General features: G+C 34.8%; 22 protein-coding genes. 15 read left to right on the top strand and 7 right to left on the bottom strand.

The window, feature by feature from the left end:
- The 7 genes from J3U13_RS11040 to J3U13_RS11070 all read right to left on the bottom strand — a co-directional run.
- A partial coding sequence (locus J3U13_RS11040) for a pentapeptide repeat-containing protein (RefSeq protein ID WP_267342098.1) occupies nt 1-678 on the bottom strand: 678 nt, incomplete at its 3' end.
- 80 nt (nt 679-758) lie between these two features.
- A complete protein-coding gene (locus J3U13_RS11045) occupies nt 759-1,133 on the bottom strand; it encodes a hypothetical protein (protein WP_267342099.1) in 375 nt (124 codons plus the stop codon).
- 129 nt (nt 1,134-1,262) lie between these two features.
- Entirely contained in the window at nt 1,263-1,532 is a 270-nt protein-coding gene (locus J3U13_RS11050) for a hypothetical protein (RefSeq protein ID WP_267342100.1), read from the bottom strand.
- Nucleotides 1,533-2,127: 595 nt separating this feature from the next.
- Nucleotides 2,128-2,403 carry a hypothetical protein gene (locus tag J3U13_RS11055; RefSeq protein WP_267342101.1) on the bottom strand — a complete coding sequence of 92 codons (276 nt, stop codon included), beginning with the start codon at nt 2,401-2,403 and terminating at the stop codon, nt 2,128-2,130.
- Nucleotides 2,404-2,864: 461 nt separating this feature from the next.
- On the bottom strand, nt 2,865-3,599 hold the full coding sequence (locus J3U13_RS11060; RefSeq protein ID WP_267342102.1) for a PP2C family protein-serine/threonine phosphatase: 735 nt from the start codon (nt 3,597-3,599) through the stop codon (nt 2,865-2,867).
- Nucleotides 3,600-3,608: 9 nt separating this feature from the next.
- A complete protein-coding gene (locus J3U13_RS11065) occupies nt 3,609-4,358 on the bottom strand; it encodes a protein kinase family protein (protein ID WP_267342103.1) in 750 nt (249 codons plus the stop codon).
- 17 nt (nt 4,359-4,375) lie between these two features.
- The gene (locus J3U13_RS11070; protein WP_267342105.1) at nt 4,376-5,053 is read right to left on the bottom strand and encodes a S24 family peptidase; all 678 of its coding nucleotides are present in this window, start codon (nt 5,051-5,053) and stop codon (nt 4,376-4,378) included.
- 131 nt (nt 5,054-5,184) lie between these two features.
- Here J3U13_RS11070 and J3U13_RS11075 point away from each other — a divergent pair, with 131 nt between their 5' ends.
- The 15 genes from J3U13_RS11075 (at nt 5,185) to J3U13_RS11145 (ending at nt 12,476) form a co-directional block, all read left to right on the top strand.
- Nucleotides 5,185-5,385, top strand: coding sequence for a transcriptional regulator (locus J3U13_RS11075; protein WP_267342107.1), 201 nt, complete (start codon nt 5,185-5,187; stop codon nt 5,383-5,385).
- A 50-nt stretch (nt 5,386-5,435) separates the two neighbouring features.
- Nucleotides 5,436-5,888, top strand: coding sequence for a YmfL family putative regulatory protein (locus J3U13_RS11080; protein ID WP_267342108.1), 453 nt, complete (start codon nt 5,436-5,438; stop codon nt 5,886-5,888).
- A 10-nt stretch (nt 5,889-5,898) separates the two neighbouring features.
- Entirely contained in the window at nt 5,899-6,135 is a 237-nt protein-coding gene (locus J3U13_RS11085) for a helix-turn-helix domain-containing protein (protein ID WP_267342109.1), read from the top strand.
- The gene (locus tag J3U13_RS11090) at nt 6,122-6,910 is read left to right on the top strand and encodes a hypothetical protein (RefSeq protein ID WP_267342110.1); all 789 of its coding nucleotides are present in this window, start codon (nt 6,122-6,124) and stop codon (nt 6,908-6,910) included. Before J3U13_RS11085 ends, J3U13_RS11090 begins: the two co-directional genes overlap by 14 nt.
- Entirely contained in the window at nt 6,907-8,322 is a 1,416-nt protein-coding gene (locus tag J3U13_RS11095) for a replicative DNA helicase (protein ID WP_267342112.1), read from the top strand. Before J3U13_RS11090 ends, J3U13_RS11095 begins: the two co-directional genes overlap by 4 nt.
- A 25-nt stretch (nt 8,323-8,347) precedes the next feature.
- A complete protein-coding gene (locus J3U13_RS11100; protein WP_267342113.1) occupies nt 8,348-8,515 on the top strand; it encodes a hypothetical protein in 168 nt (55 codons plus the stop codon).
- Between the two features lie 172 nt (nt 8,516-8,687).
- Nucleotides 8,688-8,942, top strand: coding sequence for a hypothetical protein (locus J3U13_RS11105; protein WP_267342115.1), 255 nt, complete (start codon nt 8,688-8,690; stop codon nt 8,940-8,942).
- The gene (locus J3U13_RS11110; protein WP_267342116.1) at nt 8,935-9,114 is read left to right on the top strand and encodes a hypothetical protein; all 180 of its coding nucleotides are present in this window, start codon (nt 8,935-8,937) and stop codon (nt 9,112-9,114) included. Before J3U13_RS11105 ends, J3U13_RS11110 begins: the two co-directional genes overlap by 8 nt.
- 46 nt (nt 9,115-9,160) lie before the next feature.
- On the top strand, nt 9,161-9,613 hold the full coding sequence (locus J3U13_RS11115) for a recombination protein NinB (RefSeq protein ID WP_267342118.1): 453 nt from the start codon (nt 9,161-9,163) through the stop codon (nt 9,611-9,613).
- Complete coding sequence (locus tag J3U13_RS11120) at nt 9,613-9,768, top strand: hypothetical protein (protein WP_267342119.1); 156 nt, start codon at nt 9,613-9,615, stop codon at nt 9,766-9,768. The genes J3U13_RS11115 and J3U13_RS11120 overlap by 1 nt, the downstream gene beginning before the upstream one ends.
- Before the next feature lie 59 nt (nt 9,769-9,827).
- Entirely contained in the window at nt 9,828-9,956 is a 129-nt protein-coding gene (locus tag J3U13_RS11125; protein WP_267342120.1) for a hypothetical protein, read from the top strand.
- Between the two features lie 178 nt (nt 9,957-10,134).
- Nucleotides 10,135-10,422, top strand: a complete 288-nt coding sequence (locus J3U13_RS11130) for a DUF1364 domain-containing protein (RefSeq protein ID WP_267342122.1) — start codon at nt 10,135-10,137, stop codon at nt 10,420-10,422.
- Nucleotides 10,419-10,877 carry a crossover junction endodeoxyribonuclease RuvC gene (locus J3U13_RS11135; RefSeq protein WP_267342124.1) on the top strand — a complete coding sequence of 153 codons (459 nt, stop codon included), beginning with the start codon at nt 10,419-10,421 and terminating at the stop codon, nt 10,875-10,877. Before J3U13_RS11130 ends, J3U13_RS11135 begins: the two co-directional genes overlap by 4 nt.
- Nucleotides 10,874-11,227: an antiterminator Q family protein gene (locus J3U13_RS11140; RefSeq protein WP_267342126.1), complete on the top strand. Its 354-nt coding sequence runs from the start codon at nt 10,874-10,876 to the stop codon at nt 11,225-11,227. Before J3U13_RS11135 ends, J3U13_RS11140 begins: the two co-directional genes overlap by 4 nt.
- A 457-nt stretch (nt 11,228-11,684) precedes the next feature.
- Nucleotides 11,685-12,476 (top strand): phage antirepressor N-terminal domain-containing protein, encoded by a 792-nt coding sequence (locus J3U13_RS11145; RefSeq protein ID WP_267342127.1) that lies wholly within the window; start codon nt 11,685-11,687, stop codon nt 12,474-12,476.
- Nucleotides 12,477-12,498: the final 22 nt, after the last annotated feature.

Consider the following 12,498-nt stretch of genomic DNA (forward strand, 5'->3'; position numbering starts at 1 on the left):
CAAATCAGCACCGCGCAAATCAGCATGGCACAAATAAGCACTGTCCAAATTAGCACCGCGCAAATTAGCACTGTCCAAATTAGCACTGCGCAAATTAGCATCGCGCAAATCAGCACCGCGCAAATCAGCATGGCACAAATAAGCACTGTCCAAATTAGCACCGCGCAAATTAGCACTGTCCAAATTAGCATCGCGCAAATCAGCATCGCGCAAATCAGCACCGCTCAAATCAGCACGGCACAAATAAGCACTGCGCAAATTAGCACCGCGCAAATCAGCACTGTGCAAATCAGCATCGATCAAATAAGCACCGCTCAAATTAGCATCGCGCAAATAAGCACCGCGCAAATCAGCATCGCGCAAATCAGCACCGCTCAAATCAGCATCGCGCAAATCAGCACCGCGCAAATCAGCACCGCTCAAATAAGCACGGATCAAATTAGCATCGCGCAAATAAGCATCGATCAAATAAGCACCGCTCAAATCAGCACCGCTCAAATCAGCACCGCGCAAATAAGCATCGCGCAAATCAGCACTGTGCAAATCAGCACCGCTCAAATAAGCACCGCGCAAATCAGCACTGTCCAAATTAGCATCGCGCAAATTAGCTTTTATTCCTTTCTTACCAAGACTGTCAATCCATATTTTGTGTTGTTCTAAAATTTCTCTAATATTCATTGTTTTATCTCTTAATTCTGTAAAAAAAGCCCTCAAGTGAGGGCAAATAGGATGTAGCAATGTGCCGTCTTTCCGAGCTGTCAGTATTTTTGATAAGAAAATACAATCAATTCTTCAGTTAATTCCTGATAACCGCCAGAAATGTATTCAGACTCAACATGCCACTTGCCATCTTCAAATACATATAAATACTCTTCGTTACACTGTGGTCTTGTTGTCGATTCTATATAACCAGTATTTTCTTCTCCTCGATCACGCCCGAAGTAAACTGTATAACCATCAACAGGATTCTCATATGAATGTCCATCTGGTTTCGAACATTTTTCGTCGAGAGTTAATATGTCGCCGTGGCTCACTAACTCTTCAGCTAATTCTTGTGAGTTGTAATGCTCAAATAGAATAGCTCCGTTATAAGCTAAATAACCGCTATAGTGACAATAAACAGTTCTGTACACATCGCCAACCTTCACGCTAATATTTGAACTTGTAAACATAATTTTTACCTTTTTAATTTATTGACCCAAAATATTTTATCTCTTTAATTTATAAAATTATCGCTACTGATGTTAATTAATAGTATTGATTTATTTTTTATTCAATTCCGCTCTAGCCTGTGAATAACAAATGTCTGTTATAAACTGATTAAATATATTTTGATCAACGGCATTATTTTCTAAACAAATAGAAATTAGATCGATTATCAGCTGATCGTTGTTATTACTAAAATTTTGCATCAACTCATTTGCTCGTTTATCGATTTCCTCATCTAGCTCATCGCCATTTTCGATATTCTGCATCATGTTTTGATATTGTTTTTCATAACCGTTTTCTACACATTGATATAAGTTATTCATAATCAATTCCTTACATATATTTCAAACTCAAGCCCACTCACTGAATGGGCTTTGATTTGAATTTTTAACCAAATTTTCTCGATGGTTGCGAGTTTTTGCGCTCCCTTATTCCATGATGTTTTTCAACAGTTTAGAGGGAGATAGGCATTTCGTTCTTAGATAAGCTTCACTTTCACACTGTTTACTTGAACAACACTTTATAAGTTGTCTCGACTTTTCTAGTTTTTAAAGAGCGTTCACATAAGTGATTATTTATTTCTTTCCAAAACCGCTGTACTTTCATATGCCTCAGCTAGCTACTTGAATCTTATTAACTTGTTAAATAACTCGTAGTCTTGTTTAACTTTGTTGTTAAGTTGATTTGTTTTGATGGGTGTAGTTTAGTAAACAATTAACTTTTAGTAAAGTGAAATATTTAATAAACACTAAACTTTTTATGCAAAAAATATTTAATGTTTAGTAAAACAATAATTTAGTTAATTATAAAATTAATTTGATTGGCTATTTTTTATACAGAAAAAATAAGAAAAGATTTTATATGCAGATTTTAGGCGTGAAAAAAGCCCCGTTTGGGGCTTTGTTTTATCTTAAAGAACTAAGCTGCCTTAGCTAGACTCAATGCAAATTTGTACCCATCATTATATGCAGTAAATGCATCCTTATGTCGGACACTACCTGCTTGACTGCATGGGATGCTATCTAAAACAGAATCATCCATTGCTTTAGGTATTCCATTTACTGCATGAAAATAGCCTAATTCAAATGCACAACCCGCACATTTATGTCTGCTAAAAGTTCCTTGATATTCCGGTAAAGATTCAAAATGAACATCATAACGGTGCGCCTTTCGGCATATAGGTGAATAACCCATAATAATACTCCTATAAAGGATAAGCATTAAATAGGGCTTTACTTAAAAAGAAAACGAATATAGAATAGTAATCGAGATCTCACAATAAAGCCCTAAATGCTTTATTTTTTTATATTTGCCCGATACGCCAATATCGGGCTCCCCTATATATAGTAGTAAAAAAAACTGCTTACCACTAAATATTGATCGAATTATACTCAGTAAATTAATTTATTTCAATAAAATGATCCACTTAGAGTGCGTTTAATTAAAAATAAACCCCATATTCTCATTTTGAGTGAATTAATATTAAATGAAATAGAACCTCTTAAAATTTGGTTGGTGAATCATTAGAGGTATGTAAAAAAAACACAGCTATTATTCATAAGCTGATTTTAAGCACAAAAAACCCGCCGAAGCGGTGTATATAATATTTAAGGGGTTTTTGGGAGTTAGTTTATTTGATATTGATATTGAGTAATTTAATTTATTTGAAATTCGACCGCCACCAATGAATAATCATCTATAGGGTTATTTCTTTCTATGCGTCTTAGTAGACTATTAGTAAACTTTATTGCACTATTCATAGTTTTTTCCGAAAATCTAGGGTTCTTTTCCCAAAAGAAATGAGTTCCATCAGACATGATGAATAAAAGTAATTTATTATTGTCAATTGGTAAATCTGAAATAGGAATAAAAACCTTATCGAATAACATATCAACATGCTTTGAAATTGCAGTTGTCAAAATATTCTTACCGCCTATTTCTTTTAATTCTTTTTTTGTATAGATTTTTTCTTCCAAAAGTTTTTGATGCTGGGTGTGGTCTGTGGTTAATTGTTTTAGCTTATTTCCATATTTTGTATAGAGACGACAATCTCCAATATGTCCAATAGTTAATCCCAAATGATCAAAATATCCAAATGTTAAAGTTGTAGCAGCTTTTACTAACTGGGGATCTAAAGAAATTTCAGACACTTTATCTTTTAATAATTTAAATAATTCGTCTATGTTTTTTATGTTAACTTCAAATGCTTGTTGTAAGCTGTTGATGACTGCTTTTGATGCTTTATCTGCCCCTTGATATGACCCTACACCATCGGCGATAGCAAAAAGGTATCCATTACCAATTTTTATTGGGTATAGCACTGAGTCTTCATTAACCCTATTTGTATTTTTAGGGTAAGAAAAAGAACAGGATGATATTAAATTAAACATTTTTAATCCTTAGGGTATAATTGCATTTATGTCATCTAAAATTTCTCTGGTTGATTGATATCGCTCATTGGGGTTATGCATAGTGCATTTTGAAATTATAGCATTTAATGGAGAACCGACAAACTTTTCAATAACAATACCTAGTGCATATATATCTGTTCTACGATCATAAACACCTGCACTTACTTCTGGTGCTTTATAACCATCAGTACCCATACTTACATTTGCTATTGCTGTTAATGGATTTTCTCTATTTAAATCTTTTACTAAACCAAAATCAGAGAGTTTAAAAATGTTATTGTTAAACATTAAAATATTAGGCGGTTTAATGTCTCTATGTAATAAATTATTGTTATGGAGATAATCTATACCTGAAATTATCATTTTTAATGCTGATATTTTTTGGGTAAGATTAAAATCATTTGATGCAATTAAATGGGAAAGATCAGTATTTGCTAACTCCATTATAAACCAAGGTTTTTCTATGTGTAGATTATGCATATAAATTGAAACAACATTAGATGATACACAAGATGCCTGACATCGAACCTCTTCATTAAATCTTTCCTTTACCTGTCCCAAATCAAGTATAGACTCGCTCTTTTCTTTGGAAGGACTAAATGTTTTTCTTGCATACTCTCCAGGGCATTTTATGCCATCACTGTTATATAGTTCAACTTTATCAACATAACCAAAACCACCACTACCAAGTTCGCCAATTTTTTTTATTAAATATCCAAAATGATGGTGCTCTTGCATTTTTAATCCTCACGAAGTTATCCGTGCTTCCTTAGTAACATTGATTGACTCAGCATTACTTTCCCATGAATATAAAGTTGATCAATTTCATCTTCGTTTATATCCCATTCCTTGTATTTTTTATTGTCAGATATAACAATCAGTTTATCTTTAATTACCTGTAAGCGCTTCACATACAAGCTTTTACCGAACGTAAATACATATATTCCATCACCGTTAAATTCTTTTTTTGAAACGTCTACATAAATTGAATCTCCACTTTCAAACGTTCCTTGCATCGAATCACCTGAAATATTAATTACTTTTAAATTATCGGTATCCACACCTTTAAATAATATTTTTGCCTGTTCTGAATCATATTCTATTAATTTAATCACTTCCATTACATCCGAATTTAGGTAGCCTGCTCCTGCGCTAGCTGTAATATCTAAAATCTCTATCACGTAGTTGTTATTATTAGCGTGATGCTGATTATTTTGTTTTATTCCATATATTTCATTGTCATTAATTTTATCTAGATAAAATTCAGGCATGCCGTAATCATGTTCTAAACGACGAGCCGATTTTTCGCCAAAAGGCGCCCGTCCGTTCACCAACTGAGAAATATAACTTTTCTCTTTTGGTGGAACAGATTTATCTGAAAACCATAGTTTTAAATTGCTCGCTCTTAGCTCTTTTAATTTGTTTCTATTCATCTTAGTTCCTCTATGTACATTTTATTTAGTAATTTCTAAACAAGCAAAAAATAAACTTTATCTAAACTTACTTGACTTTTGGTTTAGTGTTAAATAAACTTTAGTTAAGTTTTAACTAACCTAAGGTAATAATGAAACTATCACATTATTTAAACCAGCTCCCTAAAGGTGGTAAAAGTCAATTTGCCAAAGAAATTGATGTGTCCAAGTCTTTCTTGTGTCAAATGGCTTCAGGAAAAGCTAATGTTCCAATTCGTGTAGCAAAAAAAATTGAAGAACACACCCACGGACAGGTAACAAAAGCCGAGTTACGCCCTGATGTCTGGGGTTAATAATAAATGTAAGTACTAAACAAAGTAACCCAAACGAGGATTTTTAAAATATGGGTAACAAGAAAAAATTAATTAATGATTTATTAAGCTCCATTGATGGCGGTATGGAAGTAGCAGCCAGTTATTTAGGTTTATCTGTATCTGCTTTTAATGATCGGCGTTACGAAAATAAAGGAACTCGATTCTTCACTTGTGATGAACTTTTAGCATTACAAGAGTTAAGCAGGACAACATTAGTTGCGGATTATTTTGCAAGAGCAGTGAATTGTATAGTCATAAAAAAACCTGATGTCGCTAAAGCGGGAAGTTATGATCTTTTTGAATTAATGTTAAGCATTGGAACGGCAAGAGGTGAATACGATGCATATTTATCCAAAGCGATTAGTGATGGCGTTATTACTAGCGATGAAGAAGCAATATTAAATAATTTATGTGACTCAATAGTAAAAAGACGACTTACCGCACATCAAGAAACACTTGCAGCGCATAAACCATCTAATTAGTGAGGTATTCATGAGCACATTAAAAACTAAAAAAACACTGAGCCAGTGCGATCGAATATTACAGCATTTGCAAAGCGGTAAAACAATTACCCAGGCACAAGCGTGGGATTTGTTCGGTTGCTACAGATTAGGTGTTCGCATCCACGATTTAAGAAAACAAAATTTTCAGATTATTACTGAGATTATTTATAAAAATGGCGGCAATTTTGCGGAGTATTCTTTGAGGTCAAACAATGAACGCAGTTGAAACATTAAAATTGATAGGGCGTCCTAACGCATATTACCCAAAATTAGCTAAGCCTTTAGGTGGTGTTAACCCTGCGGTTTTATTCTCACAATTATTTTATTGGCAAGATAAAGCAACGTCTGATTTAGGTGTGTATAAAACTCGTGATGAACTTGAAGAAGAAACTGGGTTATCTCATAACGCACAAAGAACAGCTATCAAAAAACTAAAAGAAAAAGGCGTTTTAATTGTTACTGAAAAGCGATTAGATCATAAAACTTTTTACAAAATTGATAATGGGAAAGTTAATGAAATTTTAGCTAATTTCGCCGAATCTGTTAATCAACTATCGCGAAGTGAAGAAAGTAATTCTCCCGATCTCTGCAATGTAGAGTTCGAGACGACTACAAAGTCGAGTTCGTTAGATCAAGAGATTACTACAAAGACTACTACAGAGAATACTACAAATAATATTAAGTCATCTGAAGATGACCAACCTAAATCTAAAAAATCAGATTCGATCGATTTTGATTTAGTCATGGATGCGTACAACGATGCTGTAGAAAACAGGTTACCACAAATTGAGAAAATGACTACAACTAGAAAGAACTTAGTCAAGAAATTTTTGAAAGAACGAAAAGAACTAACTTTAAATGATTTGATTAATTACTTTTATGATTTTGTGGAAAAAGCACCGGCATGGGTATTCGGTGAAAATAAACGGAATTGGAAAGCTAAGTTTGAATTCATTGTGACAGATGAGACTTATACAAAGTTTAGAGAGGGTGCGCTATGAATATAATTCCTCATGATTTAGTTGCTGAGCAAGCTGTTCTCGGTTCAATGATGCTAGATTTTGGATCTGAGCGTTGTCAAAAAGCAATTCGCAAATTGAAACAGGATTCATTTTACAATCGACAACATCAAGTTATTTTTGCTGAAATGATTGAATTAAGTCGAAAAAATCAGCCAATAGATTTAATCACTTTGTCAGACAGTATGGAGCAAAACGGAACCCTAAAAGATTGTGGTGGTTTAGCGTATCTTGCTGAGCTGTCCAAGAACACACCAACCATGACCAATATTATTGCTTATGCTGGTATTGTTCGCGATAAGGCTATTGAACGTTTTACGTTAAAAAAATTAAACGACTGTAGCGCGATGATTTTTGAAAAATCGACATTATCAACTAGTGATAAATTATCAGCTATTCAATCGCTATTTACACAAATTGATGACTACAACAAGACGGGAAAATCGTTAGGGCTTAAATCGCTATCAACCATTGCCAACAAATGGACCGAAACTCTAGATAAACGATTAGCAAATGCAGATAGTGCACGTGGGTTATCAACTGGAATCAAAGCGCTAGATAAAAAATTATCACCTAAAGGATTAGTTCGAGGTTCGTTATTTGTTGTTGGTGCTCGCCCCAAAATGGGTAAAACCACATTTGAAATTAATATGGCTCGGCATTGCGCAATGCATGACAATTTGCCAGTTTTGATGTTCTCACTAGAAATGCAAGATGAGCAAATGCTAGAAAATATTTTGGCTCAAGAGTCATGTGTCAATAGTGATATTTTCTACGATGGGGCATTAGGAACGGATGGCGGTGCGGAATTTTCGAGGGTTATGCATCATCTAAATGAGCTAACAAAAACTAATAACATCTACATTGATGATACCCCAGCTATTACCTTGTCACATATACGCTCAGAATCACGCCGAATGGCACGAGAACGAGGTCAGATAGGTATGATTATGGTTGATTACTTGACGCTAATGGGAAAGGAAAAAAACGTTGATGATCAACGAAACGACTTGATATACGGAGCTATTACAAAAGGTTTAAAAGCGCTGGCTAAAGAACTGAATTGTGTTGTTGTTCTGTTAACTCAGTTAAACCGAAACCTAGAATCACGAGCAGATAAGCGCCCAATACCTAGTGATAGTCGTGATACAGGGCAGATCGAACAGGATTGCGATTACTGGTTAGGGATTTATCGTGACGCTGTTTACAACGAAAGTGCAGATAAAAACTTGATGGAAATAAACGTAGCTTTAAATCGTCACGGTGCAGGTAATTTCACAGTATATGCAGGAATTAGTAATGGTCGCATTTATGAAGTTGATCAAGCCGAATCATACACTAAAGCACGCCCTGAGCCAGTGAAAAAAGAACGTAGATATGCGCAAGCTAGTTAATCACTGCTCACAGGGACACTATCACATGCTAGACAAAATAGCATATGACTATGTTACAGCGCTGAAAAAACGAGGGGCAAACGTAGCAAAAATTAAATATGAACTAGCAGAACAAGTTAAAAAATATTCGGAAGAAGAGAAGGCAAAATTAAGGGAGTTGATACAAAAATGGCAAAAAAACATAAATACATAATCACGGCAAACGTCAAAAAAAATTGGCAGGAATGGGGCTGCATTTGGCGTTGTAGTGATAAAAAAATGACTGAAAAATCATTGGCTAAATCGCTGTCGTACGTTCGGGGCGGAGTTGGGCGGGATACAGTCCCTGTTGAGGTGCGTAATTTCCAGTGTGAGAGGGTTTAGATATGGATTATTTTTTTGCTGTAATGATTTTTATAGCTTTAACTTTAAATTTTATTTTACTGTGCGGATTGGTTGGATCAGGTGCAAGTTCATCAATTCTTGATTTATTTGATAAAAAATTTAAGCAGTATCGATTAGCTGGAAGTTTGGCTAAAGCTGTAGAGAAAGCTAATAAGGACTTTAAAGCTGTGGTGATTATTCATGGTGATTATGAAATTTTAGTTGCTAGGAAAGTAAAAGGTTCAACCAATGACTAAATTAACACAGCAAGAGATAAACGAACTAAGAAAAAGTTTTGAAATAGTGATCTGCAAGCAATTTGATGCTACTTATATCGAAAAAGATTGTAACGGTAATTATGTTAATGATTATGTTCAGAATGAATGGATTAAAAACATCAATATTTTTAATTTATTAAGCAATGATTAAATTAACACGGCTGAGCATAAGAAAAGAATTGGGTGAGCAAATAAAAATGAAAAAAAAGAAGATTTTTAAATTAGTTAGCGAAACAGTTAAGAATAATTTAATTGATTTTATTCGCTCATTACCGACGGATAGTAAAAATCCGTTGGTAGTTTGCATTCAAGAAATGACTAGAACGTTAGAGCAAAATGCCCGAATGTGGGCAACATTAACGGATATATCCAAACAGGTTGTTTGGCACGGTTTGACATTAACGGCAGAGGAATGGAAGCACGTTTTCACCGCAACGCTAAAAGGTCAAAAAACAGTACCAAATTTAGACGGCACAGGCTTTATCGTTTTAGGTCAATCAACACGAGTTATGAGCAAACGAGAGTTAAGCAACTTATTAGAACTAGCGTACTCATTTGGCGCAGAAAAAGACGTTAAATGGAGTGAGAAAGCAAAATCTGATTTATTAATATTTGGTTGGTATAAAGACCAATTATCAAAGGTGGCATGATGAACGACACACTAAAAACAATTGATGAATGTATAGAAGAAGCCGAGCAACTATTGGCATGGCTATATGAACAACGCAGAGAATACATAAATCAGCATAATTTAAATAAGGTTGATGATGAGCAGGATATTAAAAATTATTTAAGGGGCACATGATGAAAGCATTATTTTTTACATTTTTTATGATTATTTTTATCACGGCAGGATTTATGTTTATGGCGTACGTTGGTTGTGGTGGATATTTCCTTAATAAAGAAGTGGGATTTACTGGAGGTATTTCCTTCCTTTCTAGTTTGATATTCTCGCCGGGTATTTTCGATTTTTATAACGACTATGTGGATTAAAAATGCCAAAAAAACACAAACTAATTAAAACAGGTTTTAAATGTCCAGAATGCAACGGCGAATGTGTATATAACATGGATTTGGATTTATTTGTCTGCAATCGTCCGTTGGTCAGTGTTAACGGTGAGATTTTAGGCTCATGCGGTAAATTTTATATGAACAAAACCAGAGCGAAATCATGAGTAAATTAACAAAATTAGCCAGAGGGCGTGAGTGCACCGTTAGGCTCCCGTGTTGTAACCACAACCCAGAAACAACCGTGTTGGCTCATTATCGACTAGCTGGCACCTGTGGTGTAGGTATGAAACCGAACGATTTACAGGGTGCATGGGCATGTTCGGCGTGTCATGATGAAATTGACCGTAGAACGAGGATGTGTGAACACGAATTTGTTAGATTAGCACACGCTGAAGGTGTTATGAGAACAATAGATATTTTGGTTAGAGAGGAAAATATTAAATTATGATTTTAGGTATCGATCCTGGTTGTTCAGGTGCGTTAGTTGTTCTCGATAATGTCGGAAATTTTATTGATGCAATGAGAACACCAACCATAAAAGACGGCAAACAAAGCAAGGTTAACGGCGCAGCTATTGTACGATTTTTGAGACAACACCAAATAACACACGCCTACATCGAAAAAGTTCACTCTATGCCACAGCAAGGAGTATCGAGCACATTTACATTTGGGCATAGCGCGGGTGTGGTTGAGGGTATTATTCAGGGTTTAAATATTCCTTACACCATGATAACGCCTCAGGCATGGAAAAAATCTAATAATTTAATTGGAAAAGACAAAGACGCGGCAAGAAGCCGAGCAATACAATTATACCCAAGCCTAACAATGCTCGATAAAAAGGATGAAGGGCAAGCTGTTGCGGATGCATTATTAATTGCGAGACACGGAGCAAATATACAATGAGAGAAACTAAAGATATTTTAACTGCGTGGAAAAATACGCGTATTCTTAAGCGAATGGGCACAGAATATCCATCCAAATCAGCAGGTATTGATGGTGCACCAATGGATTTTGATTATCGTCAGTATTTAACCGAAGATGAAGCTGATATTGTTGATAATGCGGTGTTAAGGCTCAAATCTGATAATATTGAGCACTGGGCTGTGTTAACTTCTTTTTATCTTCGTGAAATCTCATGTAGTAAACAAGCTAGAATTTTAGGTAAGCAAACAACAGAAATAACTAAAACATTACTTGCCGCAGAATGCTTTATTAGAGGTCATATCATCGAATTGTTTCCAAAGGTGGCATAGTTGACAATAATTTTATCGGGTTGTATAGTTGTAAATACTACAACTTTACGCGGACTTCCGCACCCGATAGCCTAGCGGTTTTTTTATATCCAGATTTTATGATCGGGAGTGCGACTAATAAAACACCCTCGGGGGAATACGTCCGCTGACTTGTTGCAGTTTTGAGCTCCTGACCGCCACACTAAATCTTTTTCATAATTACTATCTTTTAAAATGTTGACTTCAAATATCATATTGCGATATATTGGCTAAAGAGGTGTCGAAACCTAAACAAAGCGGAATAATCGCCCCGTTAGCGTGATTTTTTTATGCTCAAAATCTATGCCGAGAGGGCGAGGAATAAAATACCAGCAATGGGAATAACTCCAGCCTTTCTTTGTTAGGCTTTCGAACCTCTTGGCACCCAATTAAATAGATTGGGGAAGTAATTTCGAAAAAAATAAACAAAGGATATAGCATGTCAAATCAAATTCAATTAGTTCAATTTCACAATCAACAAATATCAATTCTTAATTATAATAATAAGCCTTATGTTGCTATCAAGCCAATATGCGAGAACATAGGTTTGGATTGGGAAGCTCAAAGGCAAAGAATTAAAAGAAATGAAATACTTAATTCAACTGCCTTTATGATAAAGGTAGTTGCAAAAGACGGTAAAAATAGAGATGTTCTATGTTTACCTCTTGGTTACCTCAACGGTTGGCTTGCGGGTATAGAATTAAGCAGGGTTAATCCAGAAATAAAACCTATTTTAAAACAATATCAGCTTGAATGTTTTGATGTTCTTTATAGTCACTTTATGCCAAAAGTAGCACAACAACACCCTAATACAATCTCACTCGAACAACAACAGCAAATCAAGCAAGCGGTAAATGATCGTTCATATAGAACAGGCGAACATTATCAAGCGATTTATACCAAGCTTTATGAGCAATTCAAAATACCTCGTTATCAAGATTTGCCAGCGAATAAATTTGATGAGGCGATTAAGTGGTTGGGTGGTATAACACTGAGGGATTATAAGTCAGTTAATATTGATAATTTAAAACGACAATACAATTATATAGGAACAATTCAGGAATATTATTACAGAATATTTGATTTATATAATGATTGTTTAGCTGATTTTTTAGAGAAAAACAGCCCACATCTTCACTACAATTTTTCAACAGCACTTAATAAGATACAAGTTAATCTGAGTTTATCAATGAATTTTGTTCGTGGTGAATTGCCAAGAATGAATTGCTAATAGTTTGCTGAACACTACAAAA

It is taken from the genome of Gilliamella sp. B2887, assembly GCF_026537015.1.
Lineage (GTDB): Bacteria > Pseudomonadota > Gammaproteobacteria > Enterobacterales > Orbaceae > Gilliamella.

Bases quoted from the DNA above. Each gene is read 5' to 3' on its own strand.
- J3U13_RS11075 (WP_267342107.1), top strand. From the start codon at position 5,185: ATGAAACTATCACATTATTTAAACCAGCTCCCTAAAGGTGGTAAAAGT.
- J3U13_RS11105 (WP_267342115.1), top strand. From the start codon at position 8,688: ATGGATTATTTTTTTGCTGTAATGATTTTTATAGCTTTAACTTTAAAT.
- J3U13_RS11130 (WP_267342122.1), top strand. From the start codon at position 10,135: ATGAGTAAATTAACAAAATTAGCCAGAGGGCGTGAGTGCACCGTTAGG.
- J3U13_RS11120 (WP_267342119.1), top strand. From the start codon at position 9,613: ATGAACGACACACTAAAAACAATTGATGAATGTATAGAAGAAGCCGAG.
- J3U13_RS11080 (WP_267342108.1), top strand. From the start codon at position 5,436: ATGGGTAACAAGAAAAAATTAATTAATGATTTATTAAGCTCCATTGAT.
- J3U13_RS11095 (WP_267342112.1), top strand. From the start codon at position 6,907: ATGAATATAATTCCTCATGATTTAGTTGCTGAGCAAGCTGTTCTCGGT.
- J3U13_RS11100 (WP_267342113.1), top strand. From the start codon at position 8,348: ATGCTAGACAAAATAGCATATGACTATGTTACAGCGCTGAAAAAACGA.
- J3U13_RS11115 (WP_267342118.1), top strand. From the start codon at position 9,161: ATGAAAAAAAAGAAGATTTTTAAATTAGTTAGCGAAACAGTTAAGAAT.
- J3U13_RS11050 (WP_267342100.1), bottom strand. From the start codon at position 1,532: ATGAATAACTTATATCAATGTGTAGAAAACGGTTATGAAAAACAATAT.
- J3U13_RS11085 (WP_267342109.1), top strand. From the start codon at position 5,899: ATGAGCACATTAAAAACTAAAAAAACACTGAGCCAGTGCGATCGAATA.
- J3U13_RS11055 (WP_267342101.1), bottom strand. From the start codon at position 2,403: ATGGGTTATTCACCTATATGCCGAAAGGCGCACCGTTATGATGTTCAT.
- J3U13_RS11135 (WP_267342124.1), top strand. From the start codon at position 10,419: ATGATTTTAGGTATCGATCCTGGTTGTTCAGGTGCGTTAGTTGTTCTC.
- J3U13_RS11090 (WP_267342110.1), top strand. From the start codon at position 6,122: ATGAACGCAGTTGAAACATTAAAATTGATAGGGCGTCCTAACGCATAT.
- J3U13_RS11140 (WP_267342126.1), top strand. From the start codon at position 10,874: ATGAGAGAAACTAAAGATATTTTAACTGCGTGGAAAAATACGCGTATT.
- J3U13_RS11065 (WP_267342103.1), bottom strand. From the start codon at position 4,358: ATGCAAGAGCACCATCATTTTGGATATTTAATAAAAAAAATTGGCGAA.
- J3U13_RS11145 (WP_267342127.1), top strand. From the start codon at position 11,685: ATGTCAAATCAAATTCAATTAGTTCAATTTCACAATCAACAAATATCA.
- J3U13_RS11060 (WP_267342102.1), bottom strand. From the start codon at position 3,599: ATGTTTAATTTAATATCATCCTGTTCTTTTTCTTACCCTAAAAATACA.
- J3U13_RS11070 (WP_267342105.1), bottom strand. From the start codon at position 5,053: ATGAATAGAAACAAATTAAAAGAGCTAAGAGCGAGCAATTTAAAACTA.
- J3U13_RS11125 (WP_267342120.1), top strand. From the start codon at position 9,828: ATGGCGTACGTTGGTTGTGGTGGATATTTCCTTAATAAAGAAGTGGGA.
- J3U13_RS11110 (WP_267342116.1), top strand. From the start codon at position 8,935: ATGACTAAATTAACACAGCAAGAGATAAACGAACTAAGAAAAAGTTTT.